The organism is Serratia sp. Sp408 (assembly GCF_057180665.1).
In genome coordinates, this window is the sequence record NZ_JBXUFT010000002.1 from 14,520 (window position 1) to 38,573 (window position 24,054).

The window sequence follows — 24,054 nt, forward strand, 5'->3', positions numbered from 1 at the left end:
CAGCTTATTGACTCCTCGGCTCAACCCACGTCAGCGCTGCAGTCTGCGTCGCTACCGGCGTCGGGTCAGGGGTATGGCGGGAAACCACTGGCGTCGCTTGGGTACCGCTGCTATTGAGGCGCGCCAGTTTGGTTCTCACGATGGATTTATAACGCGCGGCGGGGGCGCCGCCGGCAGGGTGGTGATAACAACCAGCCGCCGCCAGCCAGCTGCCGGGCTTGCGGTTGTAGCACTCTCGCAGGATGGCCGCCGCGGCGTTCAGGTTGGTATAGGGTTCGAAGGCTTCCCAGGTCGAAGTAAAGTGATGGCCATTCCAGCCCAGGTTGACCTGGGCAATACCGACATCGATGCGCTTGCGCGGGTATTTCTTCAGGAAGTCCTGTAGCGCTTCCCACGCCTGCAGTCGGGTGGCATAACGGTAGCCTTTGCCGGCGACGTTAATTGTCCATGGCCACGGACGTTCAACATCCGGCGCCGGACCGGCACCACGGGTCACCGAAATAATGCCTTTCGGTGACATCGAGGTCTCGGTCAGGGCTACCGAGTAGAGCGACTCCGGCGGCACACCGTGGCGCATTGCTACCTCGCGGTAGCCCTGCGGCACGTCCTGCGCAGCAGCGGCATGCGCAAACAACAACGTGGCCTGCAGCAGGCCTGCGGTCAAAACGCGGCGATAGTCCATCCGTCTTTCCCCTGTTGCAGCACGACCGGCATCAGGCCGTTGCCGAATTTCATCCAGCGGCCGCCATCGTGATTGAGCGTGATCTGGCGAGCACGGACCTTGTCAGCCGGGATATGATGCGCCTTCGCCCAGCTACGCAGCACGTCGTCATCCCCTTTGCTGTCGACCAGGTAAATGTCAACCGGACGGTTGTCAGCCAGCACCGCAGCCAGACGCGCATCGCACTGGCCGCAGTCCTTGCCCTTTACGAACAACGCCAGACGGCCACCGCTGTCATGCGCGATACCGGCCGCATTTCCCATGTTGACCGGCAGCACACCCAGGCGCTGCCAGGCCGCATCCACCTCACGCTGAAACTTCAGCTCTTTCTCCGTGCGGGCAAACTCCTGACGCACCCACTGCTCCGCGTATTTCTTACGCTCGGCATCGCTTTTGGCCTCGATGCCGAGCGCCGTCAGCGGATCGAGCCCCGGGGACTGTGTCCCGCGCGGCCCGTCCATGAGTTGCTCGTAACGCTGGTACTCTTCACCGCTCAGCCCCCACTGCTTGCCCTGTCCGGCCAGCTTGTTGGCCTGACTTTGCTGCAGCTGGCTCAGGGTGGACTGACTGTTCTCGATAGCCGTCTGCTGTGCCGCCTGTGATAACGAGCTCAGTAGCACCAGGGCGAACAGGCTGTATTTCAATTTCATCGGATACTCCTTATTGCGCACTGACGGTCTGCAGGCGACCGTTGACACGGAATGTCGCCTGGCCATGACCGGCACTGACCAACGTCCAGTCCGCAACAGACTCCCCCTCGCCAATCAGCCGAACCTGTGAGAGGTCACTGAATCCCTGCGGCGCCACGGCCGCAAAGGCCGCTGTCCCACGCTGCTCCACCCCGGTCAGCACGAATGGCGCTTTACGCGCCACACGGCGTACCGCTTTACGCGGGGCAGATTTAATCGGCGTAGGTTTGTGCTTTGGGGTGATTTTTGCCGTTGCCGAAGGCGCGGCCGGGACGGAAACAGAAGGTTTGCCGGCAGGGGCGGTGATTTCTGCCGGCGCCGTTGCCACTGACTTTTTCAGCGCCTCAAGGCTGTCTTTGAGTGCATTGAGTTCAACCTGCTGCGCCTGCAGCTGCTGCTCAAGCTTTTCGGGAAGCCTGTTAGTGCCCCGGAGTCCCGTCATCTCGTCGTTGAGTGTGTTCAGACGTACTGTCAGGGCTTTAAGCTGTTTGGCATGCGCCTGTACCACATCCGCCATCGAGGTCATGTCATCCTGAGGGGCCAGCGCTTTTTGCGCCGTCTCCAGCTGGGCAATACGCTGGTCAACGTGTTTGACGGCGCCGACACCCACCATGCCGATAATCAGAACAACCACCACCCCGCCCGTCACCAGCCAAAAGGCCTTTCTACGCAGCAATCCTTTTTTGGCCGGCGTCATCGGGATCATTTCTTCGTTATGCTCGGTCATTTTTTCAGCCATCCTCCGGTTGAAGACACAGGTTTAATTGCCGGCGGCGCCATCGTGCCTGCAGGTTCTGCGGCCGGCGCAGACTGATAGACACGTGGCGTCGGCGACGGTGGCAGCTGAGAGGCCGGCAACTGGTAACCGTCCCGCAGGCTGTGGCAGACAACGCGCTGCACATCGTCAACTTCAAGCTGCCATGCTGGCCCCGCCAGTACCTGCAGCGCGGTGCGCAAACGCATCGGCCCCAGCTGGTACTGCACCGCCGGCAGTGCCTGGCGATACAACACGCCATTGGCCGGCCCGGTCGCACACAGGGTGTAACCGGACTGGCGCAGTGAGTAACGCAGCGCATCGGCCACCGTCGGTTTGACGGAAGCCGGAATGCGGATATCGATGATTTGAGAAAGCGGGTCGCGCTGGACAGCGGCCGGATCGGTGCTGACCAGCAGGTAACGGTCATAGCGCACAACTTCCGGTGCCTGGCCATACGCATCCTGGGAAACAGGCTGGACATTACGGGTGACGGTGACAGGCGGTGTGACCAGTGATGCATCACGCTGCTGCAGAGGTTGTTGTGTGGTGCAGCCCGTCAGGATGACGGTTGCCAGGGCGGTGACTACAAGTGTTTTTTTCATCCGGGAGGTTCCTGTACAGTGACTAAACAGGTGCCACTGTGCGGTTACCGCCCCTCCCTCTCAATTAACAACTCTTTATTGAAAATAAAAAAAATGCAGACCCGAAGGTCTGCATCACTGTTTCACCACACCGGCATTCATTATCGTTCTGTCAGGTCTATCTCTGCAGTCACATCAATGCCGCGTTCGATAACAAACAGGTTAACGTCCCGGATATCAAACGGAACACCGATGATGCCTGTTCGAGCTCGTAACTCTGAAAGCTCCGCCTTTAACAACGTCAGGCGTTTTTGTATTTCAGAGGTATCTTCCTTGCCGTAATTGACCATCGCGTTGGAGTTTAGTTTTACTCGGGTAGCGTTACGATAGTATCCAAACCCGCATTACGCCACATACAAAGCAGCCTATTTCTGGAATAGGGATAACATTCATTTATGATTTCAAAGTCTTTTAATTTCGCCACGTTGAAGTGACGAAAGTCCTTACGATTTTCACACCAGGCCGCGAGAATAATCTCGCCAGATAAGTATCCTAAAGCGAAAGGCCAGATAATTCTTTCGCTCTGATTCCCCAAACGATCTGTATAGCTTGTGCGAACCTTTAATCTTCCCCTAATGGCACTCCGAAGAAGTGCTATGTGATGTTGGTCTTTGTTTACAGGGTCTGCTCTTCCAACCAACAACGTCGAGTTTTCAAAAAGTGCCTGCAACTGGGGTGGCAACCCCTGCATGACCTTACCTGTTACTTCTGAAGCAGCTTTTGCAATATCTGCATCGCCAAAAATAGCTACCCAACGTAAACCGAGAGCCAATGCATCGAGCTGCTCGGGAGTATACATAACTGGTGGTAAAAGATAGCCTCCAGAAAGAATGTATCCCGAACCTGCTTCTCCCTGAATATCTGCTCCTTGGGCACGCAAGGCTGCAATGTCACGATAAAGCGAACGAAGACTGATTGAAAGCTCTTCAGCCAGTTTATGACCGCTTATCGGATAGCGATGCTGATACAGTATTTGCAAAAGATTGAGTAAGCGCTCGGCTCGCTTAGGTCCTGATGCTGACATGTTTTGTCACTGCTCCCTGCCATACTGATGTCTCATCAAGCTAAAGGAGACACGCATATGATGATACCTAATCTGTTAATCCTATATGTAGCAAACCCACCTGTCAGCTGTGAGTTTTATAAAAAGTTATTTGATAAAGAGCCTGACGTAATGCTCCCTACCTGGGCGGCCTTTTCTTTTGAAAATGGTTTCAATCTCGGATTATGGTCAACGACAGCACGTGATTTTGCATCTTGCGGAGAGGGGAACCGAACAGAGCTTAGTTTCATGGTTAAAGATATCCAGGCAGTAGATGCACTTTATCAGCGATGGGTAAGAGACGGCGTTCAGATTGAGCAGGAGCCTAAACAGGCAGTTTTTGGCAAAACATTTGTCGCGCTTGACCCTGATGGACATCGTATCCGGGTATGTATACCAGATTAATGTGCCAAGCCCACAGATATTCAATTTAAACTTGTCACTTCCCTCCGAGTTCAGAAAAAACACCCCCTGTAATAACAGGGGGTTACGTGTAAATAATTAACAGTCTATTCTTAGGTCAATCTCAGAACGGTATGTCATCGTCAAAGTCCATCGGGGATTCATTCCCGCGAGACTGTGCCTGCGCTTGAGGCTGTTTAGGCGGTGTGCCGCTGTGGGTTGGCTGTTGAGGCTTGCCCCAATTGCTTTGTCCGCGTTGACCAGAGGCATTATCCGAAGAGCGACCGCCCAGCATTTGCATTGACCCACTGACATTGACCACCACTTCAGTGGAGTAACGGTCAACACCGTCCGAGTCAGTCCACTTACGTGTCTGAAGTTGCCCCTCAATATAGACCTGCGAACCTTTACGCAGATATTCGCCGGCTATTTCAGCGAGTTTCCCGAACAACACCACACGGTGCCATTCGGTCTTCTCTTTCTGTTCACCGGATTGTTTATCACGCCAGCTTTCGGAGGTTGCGAGTGACAACGTAGCCACTGGACCACCGGAAGGCATGTAACGGATTTCTGGATCCTGGCCCAGATAACCGACAAGAATCACTTTGTTTACGCCGCGAGACGCCATAATCGAATCCTCATAAATGGGAAAGGGAAAAACGCCCCGGGGAGGGGCGTGAGACGGCGTTATCAGAAGGAGTTTTCAGCGTAGCTTGGCTGCGCAGAACCCTGCTGAGGCGGCTGGGAGTGAGGTTTTTCAGACTGGTACACCTTTTCCTGACCGATTTTGATCCAATCGATACGAATCAGGCGCGCCTTCAGGCTGACACGCTGTTCACCGGCATGTTCGCCGCTGTTGAGCGTGAAGATGTCCGTTTTGGGATTGCTGAGCACAAAACCAATCAGAACTTTTTTGTCTTCGTCACAAGCTTTCTGGCAACGATTAATCAGGCTGCTTGCTTCTTTGCCTGCAACGGTACAATCGAAACGCGTATAGCTGGCGTTATCAGTAGGACCGGACAGTGCATTAACAACACAGCTGATAAAGGTGCCGTTAGGACCATTAACCTGGCGAACATTACTGACATACCCCATGCCATTGATGGTCAGGTTGAAGTATTCAGTGTTTTTGGTGGCATTTTGTTGAGTTTGAGCTGGGGTAGACATGATGTTTTCTCCATGGAGTGTAGATTCGGTGACGGAGAAATACACCTTCCCTGACGGGAAAAGTGTTTCCCGTCGGGAGCCAGGTATGGGTATACGCCATGACCTGACAGTCTGATCAGATTAGATAAGCCTTAGACGTTGGGCACAGTCACGTTGACTGCCAACGACATCTACTCTCAAAGGCGGGCAGATGTACTACACCGTAAACGGTGTGCTCCCTTTCAAGCTACGGAAGCGTTCTTTTGTCACTACCCGAAGGCGATCCTCACAAGTGACTGGACCATTGGTGGCTGTCAGTCGACAGCAGGGTCACCCGAAAGCGCTCATCACAGACCCACTGAGCATTGGTGGTTGTCCGAAGACAACAAGTAAGCCTGTTCATTTTTATTCCAGGTAACTCAGCTGTCAACCTTGAAAACGGAATTTGTGACCTGTAAAAACAAAAACGGCACAGTCAGAGACTGCGCCGTTAGGATTGCACCAAAATCGGTAGTTCAGAAAACAGGACCTTGAGGAGGGGTAGTAAACTCCTGGCGCGCTTTTCACAAGGTCGCTTGCGCCTAATCAATCAACCTGAGCGTGTAGGTCATTGATACGAGCTGCAGCAGAATTGTCCATGCATTAAACTTTCCTGCCAACCGTAGCTACGGGGTGCTCTACATATTTGCCAGCTAACCTTAGCAAAACTTTCCGGAATTAACATCAGACAATCTCTTACTCTAATCTGGTTGTTTTATTTTTAGCCGCCGATTTTCCCTTATAACGCTTCCCCTTACCGCCACTTTTAGCATCGATGTTGATGATCCCCTGGCAGGTCGGGTAGTTGCTGCAACCCCAGAATGAACCGCCGCCTTTCTTACCGGCGCGCCGGCGCATGGTACCGCTACATAGTGGGCAGGGAGGCGATGGCGGAGCGGTGAATTTGACAGCTTGTGTCTTTCCTTTATCGACAAGATGCGTCGCCCACTGTGCCTGACGGTCCATGAACGTTCCGAGCGTCATTTTACCCTGGGCGATTTCATCCAGCGCCTGCTCCCAGAGCGCGGTCATACCCGGGTTCGTCAGTGCTGTCGGCAAGGCATCAATCAGCTCGCCGGCGATCGGCGTCGACAGCAAAAATTTCCCCTTGTTCTCCAGATAACCCCGTTTAAACAACGTTTCCAGGATACCGGCCCGGGTCGCTTCTGTCCCCAATCCTGCATTCTCCTTGAGCACTTTCTTCAACTGCGGATCGCTGACAAACGCCGCTGCGTTCTTCATTGCAGCTATCAGCGTGCCATCAGTAAAATGACTCGGCGGCTTGGTCTGCAGCGTTTTAAGTTCAGCGCCGGCAACGGTGCACGGCTGCCCTTTTTCCAGGGCCGGCAGGCATGTATCCTCCGACTCATCCTGCTTCTCCTTATCGTCACGCTCCTCCCGCTGAAACAGTGCTTTCCAGCCGGCAATCACTTCTACCTTGCCGCGTGTGCGGAACAGTTGGCCACCGACATTGAACGTCGCTTCCGTGACATCAACCTCATGCAGCGGCAGGAACTGCGCCAGGTAGTGCTGACGTATCAACTGATAGACCTTGAGTTCATCAGCTGACAACTTGCTCAGGTCGAATGCCTGCTTGGTGGGGATAATGCCGTGGTGCGCCGTGATTTTTTTGTCATTCCAGATACGGGAGACAAAATCGGTATTCAGCGAAGCAACCACCGCGCCTTGTGTCGGGTCCGTTCGGGTAACGGCATTAAGCACATCCGGGATTTCAGCCTGCATTGAAGTGGGAAGATAACCGCAGTCAGTACGTGGATAGGTCGTTGTTTTGTGGGTCTCGTACAGTGACTGGGCGATGCTCAATACCTGGTTAGCGCCCATCCCCCATTTTCGCGAGCATGCCTGCTGCAGCGAACCGAGATCAAACGCCAGTGGCGCCGACTCCTTCTTGCGCTCGGTACCGACATCCAGCACCACCGCCTGCCCGGTTTGCTGACAGAGCTGCACCACCGCCTGCGCCACATTCTGGTGGATACAGCGCTTTTCTTCGTCACAGTAGTTGGCCGCCGGCACCCAGTTAGCGGGAAAACTGATGCCGTCCTTTTGCAGTGTGGCCTGAACCTGCCAGTAGGGCTTTGAAACGAAGTTGGCGATTTCACGGTCGCGGTTGACGACAAGCGCCAGCGCCGGCGTCTGAACGCGGCCGATAGACAACACCTCTCCATAACCCTGCTCCCGCGCCTTCAGCGTATAAAGCCGGGTCAGATTCATGCCGGTCATCCAGTCCGCGCGCGCGCGGGCTAAACCAGCTTCATAGAGAGGGGCAGTCTTGCTGCCCGGCAACTTGTTGGCCAGGGCCTGGCGAATGCTGGTTTCATCCAGCGCCGAAAGCCAGAGCCGTTCAACCGGGCCGGTAAACTTGCAATATTCCAGCAGCTCGCGCGCTATCACTTCCCCTTCCCGGTCGGCGTCCGTCGCGATCACGACTGAATCAACCTGTTTGAGCAGACCACGGATAACGGCAAACTGGTCAGATGTATCCTTTTTGACTTCCATTTTCCACTGTGTCGGGACTATGGGCAGAACCGACTCTCGCCAAGGGCTGCCATACTGTTCGCCATAGGTCTCGGGCTGGGCTTGCTCCAGCAGGTGACCAATTGCCCAGGTAACAATCACACCGGCCCCGGTCAGGTAACCCTGCTTGCGTTGGTTGGCGCCCAGAACGGCGCCAATGTCTTTTCCCTGAGACGGTTTTTCACAAAGGTAAAGTTGCATCAAGACGCCTCCGTCAGCGCTGGCCTTTGGCAACCTGCTGCAGCTGGTTCATCAGGCGGCGCAGATAGGCGTCGGTCAGGTGGGTGCTGTCCGGTGAGCTGTAGGTGACCTTCAGGCGACTGCCGGCACCGGACTTCTCTACTTCCAGCATCAGGCGATCGTTATCCTTCCACTCTTGGCCCATCTTGTAGTAACTGCCCTTTTGTGCAGCCCATTCCGGCCGTGCCTCGTCAATAGAGCCGGCGCTCCAGTCGCCGTACTGATCGCGCTGACGGAGACTTTCGAGCTCGTCAGTGGTGATAAACTGATAGTGGCTTTTCAATCGAGCCGCCGCAGTATCAACATCCACCGGAAGCTTGTAGGTATGCTGAACATTCTTGCGAGGACCGGTAGCACCGGCCTTGGTCATCCTGGGCATTCCACCGGAATCAGAACTCGTCCCCGAACCACTGGCAATAGAATGAGCTGCGTCGCTGATTTTTTGATTCCACTCGGCCATCTCTGACGTCGTACACCCTGAAAGCAGAAAACTCCCCAACAGACAGGGAACAATCATCGAACGTAAAGATTTAAAGAAATCCGTGTTCATGCCTGGTCTCCTTTGTTTTGACGAAGTGGTGGTGAGAACGACGAGCGAAGCTCCCCTGACATGACTTTCGCTTTAGGTTCTCCAAAGCGTGCAATCGCGTCTTTAGCTGCAGGTGTCCCCAGTCGAATGTCATCGCGGGTAACATTCACATGACGATAATGTTGCACTACACCGTAAACCCGACGGATCCAGTGTCCACCTTGATCGAGTAAAGTGTCGCGAACCGAACGTGAAATCAGGCCGTAATGCCATGCCTGGAAGGCTTTCATTGCAAGCTGGTCATAGCCAACAAGCAAGAATACACAACGGTAACCCACCGGAGTCCGGCTAAATACACCGATGTTCAGTGGTGATACTGAAGATATTTCTGACAAGGAGACTTGTGCAGGAATATTGGCAAGCGTCTTGTCCAAATCGGCCACAGCCAACTCCAGTTGCTCCATACCCTTATTAAGCGCAGCTTCTAAACCCACCATTGCAGCATCTGCATAGGGATTATCTTCTTCGGATGCCGCATTAATCTGGCCAGCACGCTGGATGAACCGGGGCATACTATAAATATCAGGGCGACGCTTACCGGAAGTTTCAGGGTCAGCCGTCTGGCTGCGACGCCCTTCCCACAAACGAATTGCATAAAGAGTATGCAGTTCCACATTGAGCGTGGATTTTAATGCGCCAGCTTTAGCTGTTGTACCCTGTGAGTCTTTTGTTGTTTCAGCCATTTAAACCATCCTTTTACGATCTATGAGAGTATTTCTGGTTTGAAATAGTCTCGGCAGCCCCTTTTTGCAGCAATCCAAAACTCTTTTTGTTCTCTGAATAAATACGGGTATGCATACCACTCACCATGACTAGTGCTGACACTGTCAACACCGGACGCTTTTTGAGCACTGTTGACACTGTCAACACCGGACACTTTTTAAGCACTGTTGACACTGTCAACACCGGACGCCTGTCGTTATAAAATTCACTTCCCACTCCTGGCTCGGGCCATTCCCTGCCGCAGCTTCGCCACCAGGGCACTCACATGCTCGCGGGTTGCGACCTGGCCAGGCGCTTTTCGGGACGCTTCTGCAGGGCGCTGCGGACGTACAGGCTCGGTTTTAGCCGGTTTTGAAGGCGTTGTGGTGGCAAACAGAGCCCCGTTCCGGGCCCGTTTCATCATGCTGAACAGCCAGCCGGTCGGGTTACTCACCTCTCCACGGGTCAGGGCAGCGCTCAGGCTTTCCAGTACCTGACAAGCAACGTCAGCCGGCAAGGCTTGTAACTGGGCATGGATTTGCTGCAGGTCAGCTTCCGGTATACGTTGCTGCAATGCTTCAGGCAGTCGCGGAACGTACGTTTTTTTATTCACACTTTGTGTGAAAGAACGTACGTTACAGTTCGGTTTCACAGGTTTGCCGTAACCTGTTGATTTTAGGCTTAGTTCGGAATCCAAACTCTGTATCTTTTTACCTCGTATTTCACCCAGTTCGGATGCCGAACTCGGCTTAAATTGACTGAGTTCGGTTTCCGAACCGGGGTATTTTTCACTGGGTTCGGTTACCGAACTGCCGGCATTTTCTTCACGCAATGCCATCTGCGCGGCCATCTCTTGAGGGGTGTAAGGAGCGCCCAGACGCTGCGCCATCACATTCAGTTGCGAGTGATAGTGACGCATCGTCGGGTCGTTACGGATGTCAGACAACACTGACCAGGCCGTCTGACTGACAGCCCGATTCTTGTGCTGGCAGGCTGCCGCAACCGTATCAAGCCAGGTAGGATCAAGGCTTTCAGCATCACAGGCTGAGAGCGACTCATCATGCTGAGAATAAATGTTCCCGCGTATCCGCCCTTTACTGTCACGCACGCGGCGACACAGGCTCAACCAGCCCGTCAGTCGCAACATCAATAAAACCCGGCTGACCGTTTCACGCGATGCCTTTCCCTTGAACGGTGACGCTAACTGCAGTTGCAGTTCGTCGTAGGTCGGGAACATGGCTCCCTGGTTTTGTTGGTTCTGCTGGGCATAGAGGCGGATCATCATCCACGCCACTTTATCCAGTGGAGATAGGCGCGTGTCGAGCATCAACCGGCGCGGTACCGCATCGTGGACGTTTCCTGTGAACAGCAGGCCACTACGCAGATTTGTTAAATCGGCAGAGCCTGCCTGGTTTTCGTCGCATATTCGCTCAGCCAGCCGGGCATTCATCTGCTCAATCGTATAAGTGATCAGGCTGTCATCGGGTCTTTTGCTTATGCTCATCGAATTTGCGCATCCTTATCCTTTCGCCACGCCCGATAAGCGTGGCCACAATCATTTGTCGTGCAGCTGTGCTACACATCGCCAAACGGCACTCAGGCCTGTGCCCGCCAGGCAGGCACAGGGTGAATGTCATCATTTCCATAATTCATTGTTGTAGCGTTCGTGGGTCAGCAGCTCCCAATCAACACCACTGTTTCTGCTGAGCAGGCGCCAACTGTCACTAATATTGATCTTCATCCATGCACGGCCGCTGCGGTGCTTACCTTTTACATGCAGTGCCTTGTAATTCCTTTCCCCCTGGCGAAAACGTCTCACCTGTTCCCGCGCTTTTCTCTGACAGGCAGGAGGGGCGGAACGCGGGGCATAAAGCCCCGGCATCAACACTAACGGCTTCATGCTGACCTCCTTACAAGCTCCTCCCCGACACCGGCTTTATTACGTACTGACTGGATCGCTTTACGGACCGTGCGAGTCTGTGCCCCATCAAAACTGCGCACGGCGTGCCAGACCGCTGTTAACGACACATCCATCTGCTCAGCCGCGAGCATCATGACATCCAGGCCGTCAGCGCTGGACGGCTCATCGATGTCTGCTTTCTGCCACTGGCGCCACAGTGATGCATTGTCCTCATCACTGAGCGTCGAACAGCGTCCCTGACGGATTTGGATCCCCGTCATACGCCGGCGAGCAGAGACCTCGACACTCGACAGGCCAAAAAAGTGCTGCATCATCTCGATAGAACCGCCCAGCGCCAGTGCACGGTCGATACGTTGCATCCGTTGCTGTTCCCGACGGGCCTGCTGCAGCATCAAGGCAAAATTCTCGTGATGGATCTGGAACGTGAGCACCGAGACGGAGCTGTTCAGCAAGTAATACAGATCATCGACGGTCAGACCGTTCAGCATCTGCATTTCCTCTGGCGTGAGTCCGAGAGACTCACAACGGCGGATATAGCCGGACTTGAGCTCCATGACGAGCTGCGTGAGCAGGCTGTTTGTTGCCTGTGACAAGCTGTTACTCATTAGTAGTACCCCCTGGTGAGCAAATTAATAAGAGCCGCGACTAACACAAAAATCGCCGCCAGAAAAAACAATATAAGAGGCAGCAAAAATAAAAGAGGCTGCAAAATAAAGTTGTCTTTGTCCTTGATAAGACGCTTTAAATCCGTATTTCGAAACGCCATTAGAAAAAACATGACAATACAAAAGCAGATAACAATCAGCGCAGGATTCACGAAGACCTCCCAAGCACGACGAATATTGCCGCCACAACCGGTAAGAACAAGAGCAAATAAGGTAATAAAGAAACCTGCCACCCTTTTTCCCGTCTCCGTAGTTTTAAACGCAATTGATTGTAAAAAAGGACAATCGCACCGCCGGCGTATAAAACAAGAACAACCGTCAAAAAAGTTGAAAATATCTCGATGTATCCGTTGGTCAGGGGGCTTTTATTCATTTGTCCTCCCCGGCGCTGTAGCCAATACCTGCAGGTCCACAACCGTCAACCCCGTGATGCAGACGAGCATTTTGTCCTGCCAGATAGCCCTGACTACGCGCGATGGCATCACTGCGACATTGTTTTACCAAGCAGGTTTTCAGCGTGCTCATGCCCTGTTGTTCCAACCACGCAGACATCAGCTCTTGTTCATGCTCCGATACGCTGAAAACATCGACAATTCGGCGGACGCCTTCGACCCAACCAGCACGGAACTGCTCTGCTCGCGCCCGGCGCGTCGCCATTTTCAGGCGCTTATTCTGGGTTTTCAGGTATGCAGCTGTGGCATCCTTCAACTGTCGGCTAAGCACATCAAAGGCGTAAGCAGCAACGGCAGGACGTTCACTGAATCCGTAGAACGTGACGTTGCGACGCTTTAACCCAGTTCGGCTTTCGAAGGAAGAAAAGTAGTGCCGGCAGCCGAACGCATTGGCGATGGTCCAGGTCAACAAGCTCATCCACTCCGGGATTTTGTCCCATGACTGAGATGGAGCGTCTTTGGTTGGCGACTGTTGAATAGAGGAGATGTTCGCCTCGAGCTCCGTGATACCGTATTTCGCCATCAGCTTCTGAGCGCGCGACAATGCTTGCCCGGCTTCATGGGCATTACTGTTGCTCCGGGCGAGTTCAAGAAGTTTGCGGACCAGTTTCACCAGCCGCGCTTGTCGTTGTGAATGGCTCATGAGTTTTCCCCCTCAGTAACGACATCACGCTGCAGCTCGCGCAGGCGGCGAAGAACGCGTACAAGACGCAGAAACTTCACAGCATGGATATCATCAAGCAACGGGAACCCGGCGCCATCAGCGGCACCAATCAACGCTTCGCTAAATGAACAGGTATCATTCGCCGGTGTCGGCCCAGTCAGAGAGAGAAGCAGTGCAGTGAATGGAGATGACTGCTGTGTGGCCAGGCAGTACCCCGCCGCGATCAGCGTTGCTTTATCGGCTTTAAGCTCAGTTTCGCAGCCAGCTTGTTCGGCCAGTTCGAAGGCAAGGCGATAAGCCATTCCCTGCAGGTGTTCAATATCATCCTGCAGCGCCGGAATGGCCCAGACAGAAACCACTGGCTCAAGCCCTTCTTCAGCGAAGGCGACTTCCGAGCTCTCTTCGTTCGGGGTCACTTCCGGTGCTACAGGATTCGACTGCGCAGGTTGTCCTGCCCCAGCAGTCTCTGTCTCGGAAATGTCTGATGAGGACTGCGCGTCAACATCTCCGGACAGAACCGGTGGCGCGCCATACAGGTCATGCTGGGTTTCAATCCGAGGTGTACTTGACGTACCTGACTCAGCCGAAGATGAATCCAGTGATCCTTCCTCTACATTTTCCTGTTCGTCCAGCTCGCTGCTCAACGTCAACGCTGGCGTACCCGGTTCCAGGGCATCGGAGGAAAGAGGCGGGATAGATGATCCAGCATCAACTGTTGACTCGACCATCGGCTGAGTAGCGAAATTGGATACGCTTTTCAACTGCTCAATTTCCCCAAGCTGTTGCCGGCGATTTTGTTCTTTTGGATCCAGCTCGAGGAGCCAGCGATCGTAATTCAGAGATGGATGTGGGATAGCTTTAACCAATGCACCAATCAGTTCATCCCTGAACATTTCAAGAGAATATGCATCAGGATCATCAAAATGTTCGCAAACTGCTCCGTATACGTCCTGAAAATCTTTAACGGCCGCGTTTTCTGAGGCAAAGTTATCCCATGTTTTATATGCATTAACTCGTAACGACAATAAATGTTGTATTTGAGGTCTCCCTAAACCCGAATTAAGAAGATTCGGCATATGGGGATACAAATATTGGATGGTGTCTTCCATCCGGCTAATGTTCGAATAATGAACCGGATAACCCGACTCACCGAGTAATGTGGATAACTCACGGAGTGAAACTGTTTTGCCTAATTGATCTTCAACGAGGGTCCTTGCCTGCTTGATACCAAAAGCCTTTTCGATAAAGGAAAGTTCACCGCGAACTTCGTTTTCAGCCAAATGTCCTATCACACACGATAACCGGCCCGGCCAAGGCTTAAACATGCAGGAAATACGGTAAAACCGTTCATCCCCGGTTTCCTGCCACAATTCAGATAAAATTTGATGACGAGTATTACCCCCGTCACTAAAGAAGAAACCCAGCTCGGGACGATCAGGATCTGCAGTGATTTTAGGTACCGTATCTAGGCCACGTGCCCGGATTGAGGCTTTGATTTCCTCATACCGTGGATTACGGGAGGTTCTTGGGTTATCCGGGAAAGGACTGACTTCGTTCAGAGTCAGCACCATCGGCATTTCCGTGGCAGGTAATGCCCCTTCAGCAGGAGCATTACTATCAGTGCCTACTGCAGTCTTGCCCTGCTGAAGCAATGCGCTCCCCAGGTCAATTTTTTTGGTATTGATACGTCCCATGATTAAGCTCCTCCCTGAAATTCAGGCATGGCCAAATCACGGAATGCCGTGTATTGCTGTTCGTACTGAACGCGCACCATGCCTGTTGGCCCCTGACGTTGCTTACCGAATATAATCTCGGCGGTGCCGGCATCTTCAGAATCCGGGTAATACACCTCGTCCCGGTAAATAAAGGCGATCACATCGGCATCTTGCTCCAGTGCACCGGAGTCGCGCAGGTCACTGTTCATCGGACGTTTGTCAGCCCGTTGTTCGAGCGTCCGATTCAGCTGCGACAGCGCCAACACTGGGCATTGTGTGTCTTTTGCCAGCGCCTTCAGATTGCGGGATATTTCCGAGATTTCCTGTGTGCGGTTTTCAAAATCAGGCGCACGCATCAGCTGCAGATAATCGACCATGATGAGCGCCGGCCGGCCATACAAACGTGTATACCGGCGCACCAGTGAACGAAGCTGTGCAGGCGTCAGCGCGGACGTGTCATCAATAATCAGACGGTCATTCCAGGCCGTCATAATTCCCATGGCTTCGGAAATACGCGCCCAATGCTCATCATCAAGCTGACCGTTGCGGAACAGGGTCAAATCCACTCTGCCCAGCATCGCCAGAAAACGCTGCAGCAATTGCTCCCGCGGCATCTCCAGGCTGAAGCAGAATACCGGCCGATCGGTGCCTTCCAGCGCACCGACGCAACACGCCAGTGAAAATGCGGTCTTACCCATACTTGGCCGCGCTGCCAGCAGAGTCAGCTCCCCATCCTGCAGACCACAAGTGATCTCATCGACCAATGACAAGCCTGTTGGAGTTCCGGTCACACCGGTTCCTCCGGTGACGCTTTCCAGCCGGCTGGCGACAGCTTCCAAACCATCAATCAGGCAGACGTTTTGCTGGGTATACACCTGTTCCGACAGTTCCAGGAGCTGCTTCTCTACCCGCTCTGTCAACAGTTCAGATTTTGCCTGAGGGGCTACGGCTTCGGCGCTTAACGCTCGCCCCAGATCCAGCAGACGACGTAGTCTGCTGCGCTCTGCGACAATGTTGGCATACGCTTCGATGTTCGCTGCACTCGGTGTGTTTTTGGACATCTCAGCGAGATAAGCAAAACCGCCAACCTGCTTAAGTACATTGTTCTTTTCAAGCGACTCAGACAGCGTAATCAGGTCGATAGGCTGATTAACCGCCATCAGTTGCCCCATGGCCTGGAAAACACGGCGATGCGACGGGATATAAAAATCAGCGTCACGCAGGACAGACACCACGTCATCCCAGCGCGCGTTCTCCAACATCAGCCCGCCCAGTACGGCCTGCTCGGCATCGACAGAATGAGGAATTTTCGTATCAGCCATGACGCACCTCCGGTTTATCGCCGTCGGCAGTCAGGGAGTGATTAAGGAATGTCGGGCACGAAGAACAAACACCTAACCCTGTCTCGCGGTTGACTTTGAGCCAGCTGCAGGGGGTATGATTTTCATCAACACAGGCATTGTGGTCGGTACAGCCGCAGCCGACGCAGGTCGCTTCTTTCAGCTCAGAATTAATCTCTTCATCGCCACAGACATATTCCAGCACTGCAGCAGCCTCCAGTGGCGCTTCAGCCATTTCCTGTAGGCATTCAGCATCGTAAAAACTGGCTGCGTGGTTGACCTTGTCCATCATCAGCTCATGCATTTTCAGCATACGGCGCAGTGCACTCCCAGCGGCTTCCACATGACCGTTAAGCACATTGATGTGAGCCAGTAACAGCGGTGCTGCAGTAGCTAATTGGGCATTAGCTTTTTGCTCCTCAATACTGACGTCACGGCTTCCGCCTTCATCCGACCAGTGCTCCAATCCGAGTTTTTCCCAATTTGGGATAATCGCAACGTTCGGTATTTCCAGATGCTCAAAACCATTAGCGTCGACGACAGTGACTGCATCGCTATAAAGCTCAAGAACCTCCCAGGGCATTGGCGCGGCCAATTGTCGCTGTTCATTCAGCAAGGCAATAAGTTGCTCGATATTCATTGGTTTGCCTCCTGACGCATAGCATCGAAATCAGGAGTCCAGTCCGGGAAGAGCTCGCAAGCCAGGTCATACATGGTGTCAGCGGCAGCGGGCGTAGAAGTTCGTGTAGTGGTGGTCTCCAGGCGGTGGACTGGCTGGCCCGAGGCATGGCCAAGTTTGTAGATTTCCAGCTTGGGAATGATTGTATTCAGGAGGGAGACGTCAAAGGCGTCGGCGCGCAGATACTGGCCGTTCTCAATGATACCCTGCAGACTTTCCAGCGTTTTCCAGTCCAGGTTGGTGTATTCCATGCAGTTGGTCAGTATTCGCACCTGAGGCATGGCAATACCGTAAACGGCCAGAGGCAGCAGCCCTTCCATCAACCCCAGCGTGCCGCGTAAAAATTCGCGGGTGTCTGGCAAGATTGGCTTGATGACACCAACAGCAAACGAGGAGCTGGCCAGCAGGATAAGCTCAAGCATGATTGACGCTGCACCTTTGGAGTCGATGATGATGACGTCGTAATCTTGGAATAAGGGATGCTGCAGAACATTACGCAGACGCATGCGACCATCCGGGGCATGCAACATGGCTGAAGAGAGGCGGTCATGCGGATCGTTGGAGACGATGATGTCCAGATTGTTGATTACTGAACGGGAAATAATTTGGTCAGGCCGCGCCAAATCGACGGTCTTCATTAAGAGCTCATACAAGCCGTTAGGTGCTTCGTATTCCAGGGAGAATATGCTACTGGCAGTAGGTTGGGAATGGTCGCCGTCAATGAGGAGAACTTTTTTGCCGGCGTCGGCCAGGAATCCGGCCAGATTGGCGCTTTGGGTAGATTTACCCTCGCCGCCTTTTGTTGAAATGACAGGAACGACAAATGGGCTTGTCTGTTTTTTGCCCGTAACAAGGGCTTTGTTCAATGTATGCATGTATACGCTCGAATTTTTCAATTCTTGCGTAACTAACTAATCTAGATGTGCTTTAACATTCCTGCTACATGCACGGGGATTGAAAATCCCCGTGTCCTTGGTTCGATTCCGAGTCCGGGCACCATATTTAGAAGAACCCGCCTATGGCGGGTTTTTTGCTTTCTGGGGTATGGACTCTCCATCGAACTACGTTCGATTATTCGGCCTGACGGCCTCACCCTGCGGGCCAACGCCAAGCGTTGTTCAACCCGTCGCCAGCGACGGTTGTCCGAGTCCGGGCACCATATTTAGAAGAACCCGCCTATGGCGGGTTTTTTGCTTTCTGCGGGCTCATTATTCCTTTTTGCTGTCATGCAATACAAAGGGGCTGGCAGGTTGATAAGGATGTCTGTTACTGCAACAGTGCTTCTATTTTCCGCTGTTTATGGTGCGGCATCCTCCATACACGCCACTAACTGCATCCTCCATGCATGTTGCTACCTTTCCTTATCAAGTTCACTGATATATTACTTATCACCCAGGGTTTAATTTTCGCTGTGACAGGCTTGCCTGGTTAAGTGTTGGCCTATCTTATCTGTCATGTCAGGGAACGGTATCGTGAACAAAATGAAATTATTGGTCGCAGGTGGTGCTTTGCTGGTTTCTGCCTCGGTGCTAGCTGTCGAGCAGGATATTTCCATTCAGGGTAAGCCTCTGCAGGTAGTGACTGCTGACGGGAAAAACCATTCTCTGGCTACCTGCGCGGACTACCTTGCTTTGCGAAAAAATAACCAGCAGATCACCTCCCTTAGCGGTTTGTCTGCACGCGATTATGCACAAGCTCAGGACTCGTTGATCCAGTGCAACATCCAAAACTATGCGCAACGGCATCGGTTGGTACTGGACTCTCACGCTGGCGTGCCACCTATTGAGCAAGTGGTCGCGCACTTCCCCGCCAGTGTCGCGTTGGTGGTGTCGGATAAAGATGCCAAGCAATTGAAAGCCAAAGGCGCGGGTAAAACATTGCAGGAATGGACGCCATCTCTGGAGCTAAAAGATGGGCGTATGGTGTCGGATCAAGAGCAGGTCGCTTACGCTGTCAGCCAATACCAGGTATTTAAAAGCTTGCAGGGTAACTCGCTAATATTCATCACATTAGGCTCTGGACTGACCAGTGGGACGCTGAGCACGCTGTCGACCTATCGTCTAGAGAGTGTCAGGGGTAACATTTGGACTGTCACACCAGTGACTGAAAACACCACACTGTAATAATTTAGCCCCACTCCGATTCTATTAACGTTTAACAATGAACGATTAACATGACCTAGCCGCCGTTGGCAAGTGGCAAGTGGCAAGTGGCAAGTGGCAAGTGGCAAGTGGCAAGTGGCAAGTGGCAAGTGGCAGGTGGCAGGTGGCAGGTGGCAGGTGGCAGGTGGCAGGTGGCATTGGATAGTTCCTTATCTGATGATTAAAGGAGGTCGTTTTGCCAAGCGGAAATCCAGCATCAACCATCGGCTAGGATATCGCAGGGAACTGAGCGTATTCCTGTGTCGATGATAAATGTTGTCATCCCCGCCGTAATAAATGCCACACAATAATAAAGGCCACTCTCATAACTAACCCATTGATTTAATATCACTTGTATTATCAATGTTATTTTTTACGCTTAATGAAACATTATGATCTATACTCAAATCCATTATGTCATAACTCAGTGATTTTATTATTGTTTAAAATAAATTTGGCGTCATATTCAATCATGACCAGAAAATTAACGTTAAAAATTCATACGCAAAACAAGCGGTTTAGCCGCTGTCTTAACAAACGAGAGTGACTGGAAAAGTAAACTCGGCGCCAATAAATACGTCCAACGCTCTGGTCAAGCAGTAAATGAATATAATATGCTGATGCCCATAGCATATTAGAGAAATGCGCACAGAATAAAAACCCACAGGTCATTTATTACCATCGCGAAACAGTCAGCTTGCGCTGCGGTAACGCTTAGAGAGGGTTCTATTGGCTTAATCGATAGTTGCTGAGTGATACTATTTTATCCATGCCACAATCCATGTGCCATACGGCACCTTAAAAATCAATAAACCAGGAGTCATCGGTAATGAAAAACAAGAGGTTAATTTTGATTGGTTCATTCTTTATTGCACTTTGCTTACCTTTGGTTCAAGGCTGTAGCACCCCTACCACCAACCCTCAGGTTGTTTCTGCCATGGCAGATAAGCCCTTTAGCGATTGGTTCGATCGATTGCTAAGCCAAATAAAATCCGATCGCCAATACCAACGCATACCGATTGAAACCACTGAAAAATCAGAAGAATTTATTATTCTATTGCACGATACCTATCGCCATAAAGTCACCAAGGCAGAATTCACACAACAAATGAAAAGCCAATACCCTGGACATGATTATGAAATTTCGTTTATCACATCCAGACTGCCCTAAACAATATAAAAAACAGTATCAGGGCTAGGTTAAGTTATAAAAAATCTGCTTAACCACGGCGGCCATCAGGTTTAGTCGTTAATCGTAAGCCCTTGAGAGATATCACACCAAAGGGGCGACGGATTTGGCGTAAGGGCATTATTTTTTATTACAGCATTGTAATTATTACGCAGGGTTCCACTTACCGTTAATTTTACAAGATTGACCTTCTGGGGGGTAAACATGATACCTAACCGCAAACTGTTGAGTTTACTGATCGTATCTCCATTTTCCTGGTATTACCCTACCGCGGTTATGGGTGCTACGCAGCCAATAACCATTCCTTTGGGACATTTAGAGGATCGCCTAACCATCAATGTTGGCGTCAATGGCGGGCCTGCGCAAAAATATATCTTTGATACCGGCTCCGATCAGTTCAACGCGGTTCTCGCGCAACAGGATACCTCGCGCTTGCCGAATGTGCATCAGGCATACGAGTATCTCTATGGTAACGATGGTTGGGGCGGCTACTGGTTACAGCGCAAGCAGATAACCGGCCTGACCTACTACACCGCTGATGCTACGCCGATACCGGTAGTGACTCCCGATAGCAATAATAAAGGCTACGTGATTGGCCAGGTTGAACATTTGTTGCTCGCAAAGCAGCAACAGCCCGATCAAAAACCGTTTAAGATCCTGGATGGCAAACCTTATTATATCGATCTCGCGGCAGAAAAAAAAATAACCACTGGAAAGCCGACCGAAGAACAGTACTACTACGGCACCTTTGGCGTAGGGGATTTTCTGCTTACCGATGAAAAAGGTCATCCCAACGGCGGCAGCCCCTTCAGCACCATCACCAAAACCGGTTTTATCGTCGCCGGTAATGACAATGCCAATGAAAAGGGAACCACGCTTTCACCGGGTTGTGCGCCCTGCGCCATCCTCAATTTGACTCCCAGCCTGCGGGCGCAGTTTGATACCCTGGTCCCTTGGGCACCAACACGCAATGAAGGCGATATAACCCACTTCCCCAATTCTGGCGTCCCAGCGTCATCGCAATATGAAGGTCGCTTCAAATACGCCTTCACGCTCAATATCAACGGCCAGTCGCGTATTGTCGAGCTTCCCGCCGAGGCATTGAGCGGAGCAATTTTATTCGATACCGGTAACCCGACCCATGCAACGATAGACAGCAAAAAATTCGGCGATCTCCTCGAACAACATGGCGTGAAATTTGACCAGCAAGGCGAAAACAACACCTCGGTAGTTTCCCTGACGCTGCAACCGGTGGATGCCAAGGGGAAAAACGCGGGTCAAGCGCTCAGTCTGCAAGGTGGCGAGGGCGATCACCTGGAGATCAAGCAAGACGGCAGCGATAAAGAAACCTGGAACATTACGCTGGGGGTGGATTTTTTTACCCAATATTCAGTGATGTATGATTTACAAAATCAGCTGACGGCATTTACGCCTTTCGTGGTCAATGCGGATAATTTCTCAACCGACGTCAACGGTAGCGGATTGCATCTTAGCCGCGTCACCAAGCAAATGGGGAATCTGATGAGCGCCCCTGATGGCGATCCCTCAGGGGATCCGAATGGAGGAAAAGCTTATCTGGGGCTGGCGGGCGCCATCTCCGGCGCCGGCGACCTAACGCTGATGCCGGATGTGGTGGTCAACATGACCGGCATCAATACCTATACCGGCGTCACCCATGTGAATAAGGGCGCGGTGTTATATCTTGCCGGCCCGGGCAGTCTTGCCCACTCCGCATCGCTGCAAAATAACGGTTGGTTTGACATTTCCCAGCACGGTAATTTCAATCCGCTGTGGGGGGTACCGGACAGCATGAATAATGCCACCATCCGCAGTCTGGGCGGCAATGGCGTGGTAACGCTGAAGGACAGAACGCTGGTGTTGAGCCAGGCCAGGGATAACTTTTCTGGCCGTATTACCGACGTCGACCTCGGCAATCCAGACGGGACGCATTATAAAGGCGGCCTGACTATCGCCGGCGGCCAGCAGACACTCAGTGGAAAAAACGACTACACCGGCCAGACGCAAATTGCCAAAGGTGCCGCATTACAGCTGACCAACAGCGGCGCATTAGCCAGTGATGTCGCGGTTGACGGGGTGTTTATTGCCAACGGTAAGGCGTCCGGTGCCACGGTGGTACATTCGGGTGGACTGGTCAGCGGTACTGGCCATCTCGCTACGCTGACGGCGCATAACCACGGCTCGGTTGCGCCCGGCAATTCCATCGGCACCTTGACCATCGATAATGATTTAACGCTGGAGAATGGCTCCCGTTATCTGGCTGAAGTCGAGGCCGGCGCTAGCGATCTGCTTCAGGTCAATGGCCAGGCAAGGTTGAACAATGGCGGCATTAGCGTGCTGCCGCAAGCGGGGAATAACCTGCTGGCGTCAAGCGCTCCAGCCGGTAATATCCTGGCGCAGCGTTATACCGTGCTCACTGCCGCGCAAGGCGTCACCGGTCAGTTTGGTGCAGCCGATGCCGGGCTGTTTTTAACCCCCGATCTGGCCTATCAGGCCAATAGTGTCTCCCTGGGTTTACAACGCAGCGCTACGCGTTTTGCCGATGTCGCCACCACAGCCAATCAACGTAATCTGGCAACGGCCATTGAACGCCTGCCAGCGGATAACCCGGTGTATCAAAGCTTGCTGCTGGCGCCTTCTGCCGAGCTGGCGCGGCAAGCCTATCGCCAACTGTCGGGACAGATCCACGCCGACATCGCCTCGGCACTGGTAAATAACAGTCGCTATGTTCGCGATACGCTGAACGGGCGTTTACGCCAGACGCAGGGGGCAACGGATAATAGCGACATTAAACAGGACGAGAACGGAGCCTGGGTCAGTTTGTTGGGCAATTGGCAACACGCCAGCGGCAATGACAATGCCACGGGTTTCCACGACTCAACCTTCGGGGTATTGCTCGGTGCGGATAATGAGCTGGCCGATAACTGGCGTCTGGGCTTGGCGACCGGTTACACCCGCACCTCATTGCATGCAGACGGCGCCTCTGCCGACAGTGATAACTACCATTTGGCCGTTTATGCTGGCAAAACCTATGACAACCTGAATCTGCGCGCCGGTACCGCCTATACCTGGCACCGGGTTGAAACCTCTCGGGGCATCGGCTATTACGGCCAGTCTGATAACGCCAAGTCACGCTATAACGCCGGAACCGGCCAAATCTACGCGGAGGCGGCTTACCGTATCAATCCTGGCTGGCTCAATCTGGAACCCTTTGCCAATCTGGCGTGGGTAAATTATCGCAGTGATGATATGGCGGAAAACGGTGGCGCAGCGGCATTGACTGCCGACAGTCAAAGCACCAGCGCAACGTTGTCCACCCTGGGTATGCGCGCGGACAAACGCTGGGAGACCGGTAAAAACAGCACCGTCACCCTGCGTGGCGAACTGGGTTGGCAGCATCAGTACAACGACACGGAACGCCAGGTCGGCCTGCGCTTTGCCGGCACTGATGCCACCTTCAATACCGCCACCGTCGCCGCCTCACGGGATGGCATGGTGATGAAAGCGGGGGCAGAAATCAATGTTACCAAGTCGGTTGCCGTGTCCCTCAACTATACCGGTCTGTTATCTCAGAACTATCAGGATAACGGTGTAAATGCTGGCGTAGTATGGAATTTCTGATTACGCCCTTGTTTCAGTATCAATGAAAGCATACCAGTCGAGTGGTGCACCAGACCCCGAAAAAACAGCTCCGGGGTCTGGTGATTTAATTACGCATAGCACTGAGCTGCTTGGTTCCCTGCCCCGTTACCCACCTTGCCTGCGCC

At 52.8% G+C, this 24,054-nt stretch carries 23 protein-coding genes; 4 read left to right on the top strand and 19 right to left on the bottom strand.

What is annotated here, in order from left to right; translation table 11 throughout:
- Positions 1-4: 4 nt before the first annotated feature.
- The 5 genes from AC2AXP_RS10870 to AC2AXP_RS10890 all read right to left on the bottom strand — a co-directional run bounded on the left by AC2AXP_RS10870 (position 5) and on the right by AC2AXP_RS10890 (position 3,832).
- Positions 5-682 (bottom strand): transglycosylase SLT domain-containing protein, encoded by a 678-nt coding sequence (locus tag AC2AXP_RS10870; RefSeq protein ID WP_484381659.1) that lies wholly within the window; start codon positions 680-682, stop codon positions 5-7.
- Complete coding sequence (locus AC2AXP_RS10875; protein ID WP_484381660.1) at positions 661-1,371, bottom strand: TIGR03759 family integrating conjugative element protein; 711 nt, start codon at positions 1,369-1,371, stop codon at positions 661-663. Before AC2AXP_RS10875 ends, AC2AXP_RS10870 begins: the two co-directional genes overlap by 22 nt.
- A gap of 10 nt (positions 1,372-1,381) precedes the next feature.
- A complete protein-coding gene (locus AC2AXP_RS10880; RefSeq protein ID WP_484381661.1) occupies positions 1,382-2,137 on the bottom strand; it encodes a hypothetical protein in 756 nt (251 codons plus the stop codon).
- Positions 2,134-2,769 (bottom strand): PFGI-1 class ICE element type IV pilus protein PilL2, encoded by a 636-nt coding sequence (gene pilL2 / locus AC2AXP_RS10885; protein WP_484381662.1) that lies wholly within the window; start codon positions 2,767-2,769, stop codon positions 2,134-2,136. Before pilL2 ends, AC2AXP_RS10880 begins: the two co-directional genes overlap by 4 nt.
- A gap of 346 nt (positions 2,770-3,115) precedes the next feature.
- Positions 3,116-3,832 (bottom strand): helix-turn-helix transcriptional regulator, encoded by a 717-nt coding sequence (locus tag AC2AXP_RS10890; protein WP_484381663.1) that lies wholly within the window; start codon positions 3,830-3,832, stop codon positions 3,116-3,118.
- 57 nt (positions 3,833-3,889) lie between these two features.
- Between AC2AXP_RS10890 and AC2AXP_RS10895 the strand changes: the two genes are divergently transcribed.
- A complete protein-coding gene (locus tag AC2AXP_RS10895; protein WP_172606254.1) occupies positions 3,890-4,255 on the top strand; it encodes a VOC family protein in 366 nt (121 codons plus the stop codon).
- Between the two features lie 121 nt (positions 4,256-4,376).
- On the opposite strand, the gene AC2AXP_RS10900 is transcribed toward AC2AXP_RS10895, so the two are convergent.
- The 14 genes from AC2AXP_RS10900 to AC2AXP_RS10965 all read right to left on the bottom strand — a co-directional run bounded on the left by AC2AXP_RS10900 (position 4,377) and on the right by AC2AXP_RS10965 (position 17,814).
- A complete protein-coding gene (locus AC2AXP_RS10900; RefSeq protein ID WP_484381664.1) occupies positions 4,377-4,880 on the bottom strand; it encodes a single-stranded DNA-binding protein in 504 nt (167 codons plus the stop codon).
- Positions 4,881-4,942: 62 nt separating this feature from the next.
- Positions 4,943-5,419 carry an STY4534 family ICE replication protein gene (locus tag AC2AXP_RS10905; protein ID WP_484381665.1) on the bottom strand — a complete coding sequence of 159 codons (477 nt, stop codon included), beginning with the start codon at positions 5,417-5,419 and terminating at the stop codon, positions 4,943-4,945.
- Positions 5,420-6,133: 714 nt separating this feature from the next.
- Positions 6,134-8,173: a DNA topoisomerase III gene (locus AC2AXP_RS10910; protein WP_484381666.1), complete on the bottom strand. Its 2,040-nt coding sequence runs from the start codon at positions 8,171-8,173 to the stop codon at positions 6,134-6,136.
- 13 nt (positions 8,174-8,186) lie between these two features.
- Complete coding sequence (locus AC2AXP_RS10915; protein WP_484381667.1) at positions 8,187-8,762, bottom strand: hypothetical protein; 576 nt, start codon at positions 8,760-8,762, stop codon at positions 8,187-8,189.
- Positions 8,759-9,484, bottom strand: a complete 726-nt coding sequence (locus AC2AXP_RS10920) for a PFL_4669 family integrating conjugative element protein (protein ID WP_484381668.1) — start codon at positions 9,482-9,484, stop codon at positions 8,759-8,761. Before AC2AXP_RS10920 ends, AC2AXP_RS10915 begins: the two co-directional genes overlap by 4 nt.
- A gap of 245 nt (positions 9,485-9,729) precedes the next feature.
- On the bottom strand, positions 9,730-11,007 hold the full coding sequence (locus AC2AXP_RS10925; RefSeq protein ID WP_484381669.1) for an STY4528 family pathogenicity island replication protein: 1,278 nt from the start codon (positions 11,005-11,007) through the stop codon (positions 9,730-9,732).
- A 132-nt stretch (positions 11,008-11,139) separates the two neighbouring features.
- A complete protein-coding gene (locus tag AC2AXP_RS10930) occupies positions 11,140-11,403 on the bottom strand; it encodes a ParE family toxin-like protein (protein ID WP_151428219.1) in 264 nt (87 codons plus the stop codon).
- Positions 11,400-12,029 (bottom strand): DUF2857 domain-containing protein, encoded by a 630-nt coding sequence (locus tag AC2AXP_RS10935; protein WP_484381670.1) that lies wholly within the window; start codon positions 12,027-12,029, stop codon positions 11,400-11,402. The genes AC2AXP_RS10930 and AC2AXP_RS10935 overlap by 4 nt, the downstream gene beginning before the upstream one ends.
- On the bottom strand, positions 12,029-12,322 hold the full coding sequence (locus tag AC2AXP_RS10940; protein ID WP_484381671.1) for a hypothetical protein: 294 nt from the start codon (positions 12,320-12,322) through the stop codon (positions 12,029-12,031). Before AC2AXP_RS10940 ends, AC2AXP_RS10935 begins: the two co-directional genes overlap by 1 nt.
- 136 nt (positions 12,323-12,458) lie before the next feature.
- The gene (locus AC2AXP_RS10945; RefSeq protein WP_484381672.1) at positions 12,459-13,184 is read right to left on the bottom strand and encodes a DUF2786 domain-containing protein; all 726 of its coding nucleotides are present in this window, start codon (positions 13,182-13,184) and stop codon (positions 12,459-12,461) included.
- The gene (locus tag AC2AXP_RS10950; protein ID WP_484381673.1) at positions 13,181-14,899 is read right to left on the bottom strand and encodes a ParB family protein; all 1,719 of its coding nucleotides are present in this window, start codon (positions 14,897-14,899) and stop codon (positions 13,181-13,183) included. The genes AC2AXP_RS10945 and AC2AXP_RS10950 overlap by 4 nt, the downstream gene beginning before the upstream one ends.
- A gap of 2 nt (positions 14,900-14,901) precedes the next feature.
- On the bottom strand, positions 14,902-16,242 hold the full coding sequence (gene dnaB-PI / locus AC2AXP_RS10955; RefSeq protein WP_484381674.1) for an SPI-7-type island replicative DNA helicase: 1,341 nt from the start codon (positions 16,240-16,242) through the stop codon (positions 14,902-14,904).
- Positions 16,235-16,900: a hypothetical protein gene (locus AC2AXP_RS10960; protein ID WP_484381675.1), complete on the bottom strand. Its 666-nt coding sequence runs from the start codon at positions 16,898-16,900 to the stop codon at positions 16,235-16,237. The genes dnaB-PI and AC2AXP_RS10960 overlap by 8 nt, the downstream gene beginning before the upstream one ends.
- Entirely contained in the window at positions 16,897-17,814 is a 918-nt protein-coding gene (locus AC2AXP_RS10965) for a ParA family protein (RefSeq protein ID WP_484381676.1), read from the bottom strand. The genes AC2AXP_RS10960 and AC2AXP_RS10965 overlap by 4 nt, the downstream gene beginning before the upstream one ends.
- 606 nt (positions 17,815-18,420) lie before the next feature.
- Here AC2AXP_RS10965 and AC2AXP_RS10970 point away from each other — a divergent pair.
- From AC2AXP_RS10970 to AC2AXP_RS10980, 3 genes are all read left to right on the top strand, one after another.
- On the top strand, positions 18,421-19,062 hold the full coding sequence (locus AC2AXP_RS10970) for a hypothetical protein (RefSeq protein ID WP_273872393.1): 642 nt from the start codon (positions 18,421-18,423) through the stop codon (positions 19,060-19,062).
- A gap of 847 nt (positions 19,063-19,909) precedes the next feature.
- On the top strand, positions 19,910-20,251 hold the full coding sequence (locus AC2AXP_RS10975) for a hypothetical protein (protein ID WP_273872364.1): 342 nt from the start codon (positions 19,910-19,912) through the stop codon (positions 20,249-20,251).
- A 222-nt stretch (positions 20,252-20,473) separates the two neighbouring features.
- Positions 20,474-23,908 (top strand): autotransporter outer membrane beta-barrel domain-containing protein, encoded by a 3,435-nt coding sequence (locus AC2AXP_RS10980; protein ID WP_273872367.1) that lies wholly within the window; start codon positions 20,474-20,476, stop codon positions 23,906-23,908.
- The last annotated feature ends 146 nt before the right edge of the window (positions 23,909-24,054 follow it).

Coding starts and splice junctions, on each gene's coding strand:
- AC2AXP_RS10890 (WP_484381663.1), bottom strand. CDS start 3,832: ATGTCAGCATCAGGACCTAAGCGAGCCGAGCGCTTACTCAATCTTTTG.
- AC2AXP_RS10930 (WP_151428219.1), bottom strand. CDS start 11,403: ATGAAGCCGTTAGTGTTGATGCCGGGGCTTTATGCCCCGCGTTCCGCC.
- AC2AXP_RS10945 (WP_484381672.1), bottom strand. CDS start 13,184: ATGAGCCATTCACAACGACAAGCGCGGCTGGTGAAACTGGTCCGCAAA.
- pilL2 (WP_484381662.1), bottom strand. CDS start 2,769: ATGAAAAAAACACTTGTAGTCACCGCCCTGGCAACCGTCATCCTGACG.
- AC2AXP_RS10935 (WP_484381670.1), bottom strand. CDS start 12,029: ATGAGTAACAGCTTGTCACAGGCAACAAACAGCCTGCTCACGCAGCTC.
- AC2AXP_RS10895 (WP_172606254.1), top strand. CDS start 3,890: ATGATGATACCTAATCTGTTAATCCTATATGTAGCAAACCCACCTGTC.
- AC2AXP_RS10875 (WP_484381660.1), bottom strand. CDS start 1,371: ATGAAATTGAAATACAGCCTGTTCGCCCTGGTGCTACTGAGCTCGTTA.
- AC2AXP_RS10870 (WP_484381659.1), bottom strand. CDS start 682: ATGGACTATCGCCGCGTTTTGACCGCAGGCCTGCTGCAGGCCACGTTG.
- AC2AXP_RS10910 (WP_484381666.1), bottom strand. CDS start 8,173: ATGCAACTTTACCTTTGTGAAAAACCGTCTCAGGGAAAAGACATTGGC.
- AC2AXP_RS10960 (WP_484381675.1), bottom strand. CDS start 16,900: ATGAATATCGAGCAACTTATTGCCTTGCTGAATGAACAGCGACAATTG.
- AC2AXP_RS10950 (WP_484381673.1), bottom strand. CDS start 14,899: ATGGGACGTATCAATACCAAAAAAATTGACCTGGGGAGCGCATTGCTT.
- AC2AXP_RS10975 (WP_273872364.1), top strand. CDS start 19,910: ATGAAAAACAAGAGGTTAATTTTGATTGGTTCATTCTTTATTGCACTT.
- AC2AXP_RS10965 (WP_484381676.1), bottom strand. CDS start 17,814: ATGCATACATTGAACAAAGCCCTTGTTACGGGCAAAAAACAGACAAGC.
- AC2AXP_RS10905 (WP_484381665.1), bottom strand. CDS start 5,419: ATGTCTACCCCAGCTCAAACTCAACAAAATGCCACCAAAAACACTGAA.
- AC2AXP_RS10980 (WP_273872367.1), top strand. CDS start 20,474: ATGATACCTAACCGCAAACTGTTGAGTTTACTGATCGTATCTCCATTT.
- AC2AXP_RS10925 (WP_484381669.1), bottom strand. CDS start 11,007: ATGAGCATAAGCAAAAGACCCGATGACAGCCTGATCACTTATACGATT.
- AC2AXP_RS10915 (WP_484381667.1), bottom strand. CDS start 8,762: ATGAACACGGATTTCTTTAAATCTTTACGTTCGATGATTGTTCCCTGT.
- AC2AXP_RS10900 (WP_484381664.1), bottom strand. CDS start 4,880: ATGGCGTCTCGCGGCGTAAACAAAGTGATTCTTGTCGGTTATCTGGGC.
- AC2AXP_RS10880 (WP_484381661.1), bottom strand. CDS start 2,137: ATGACCGAGCATAACGAAGAAATGATCCCGATGACGCCGGCCAAAAAA.
- AC2AXP_RS10920 (WP_484381668.1), bottom strand. CDS start 9,484: ATGGCTGAAACAACAAAAGACTCACAGGGTACAACAGCTAAAGCTGGC.
- AC2AXP_RS10970 (WP_273872393.1), top strand. CDS start 18,421: ATGAAATTATTGGTCGCAGGTGGTGCTTTGCTGGTTTCTGCCTCGGTG.
- dnaB-PI (WP_484381674.1), bottom strand. CDS start 16,242: ATGGCTGATACGAAAATTCCTCATTCTGTCGATGCCGAGCAGGCCGTA.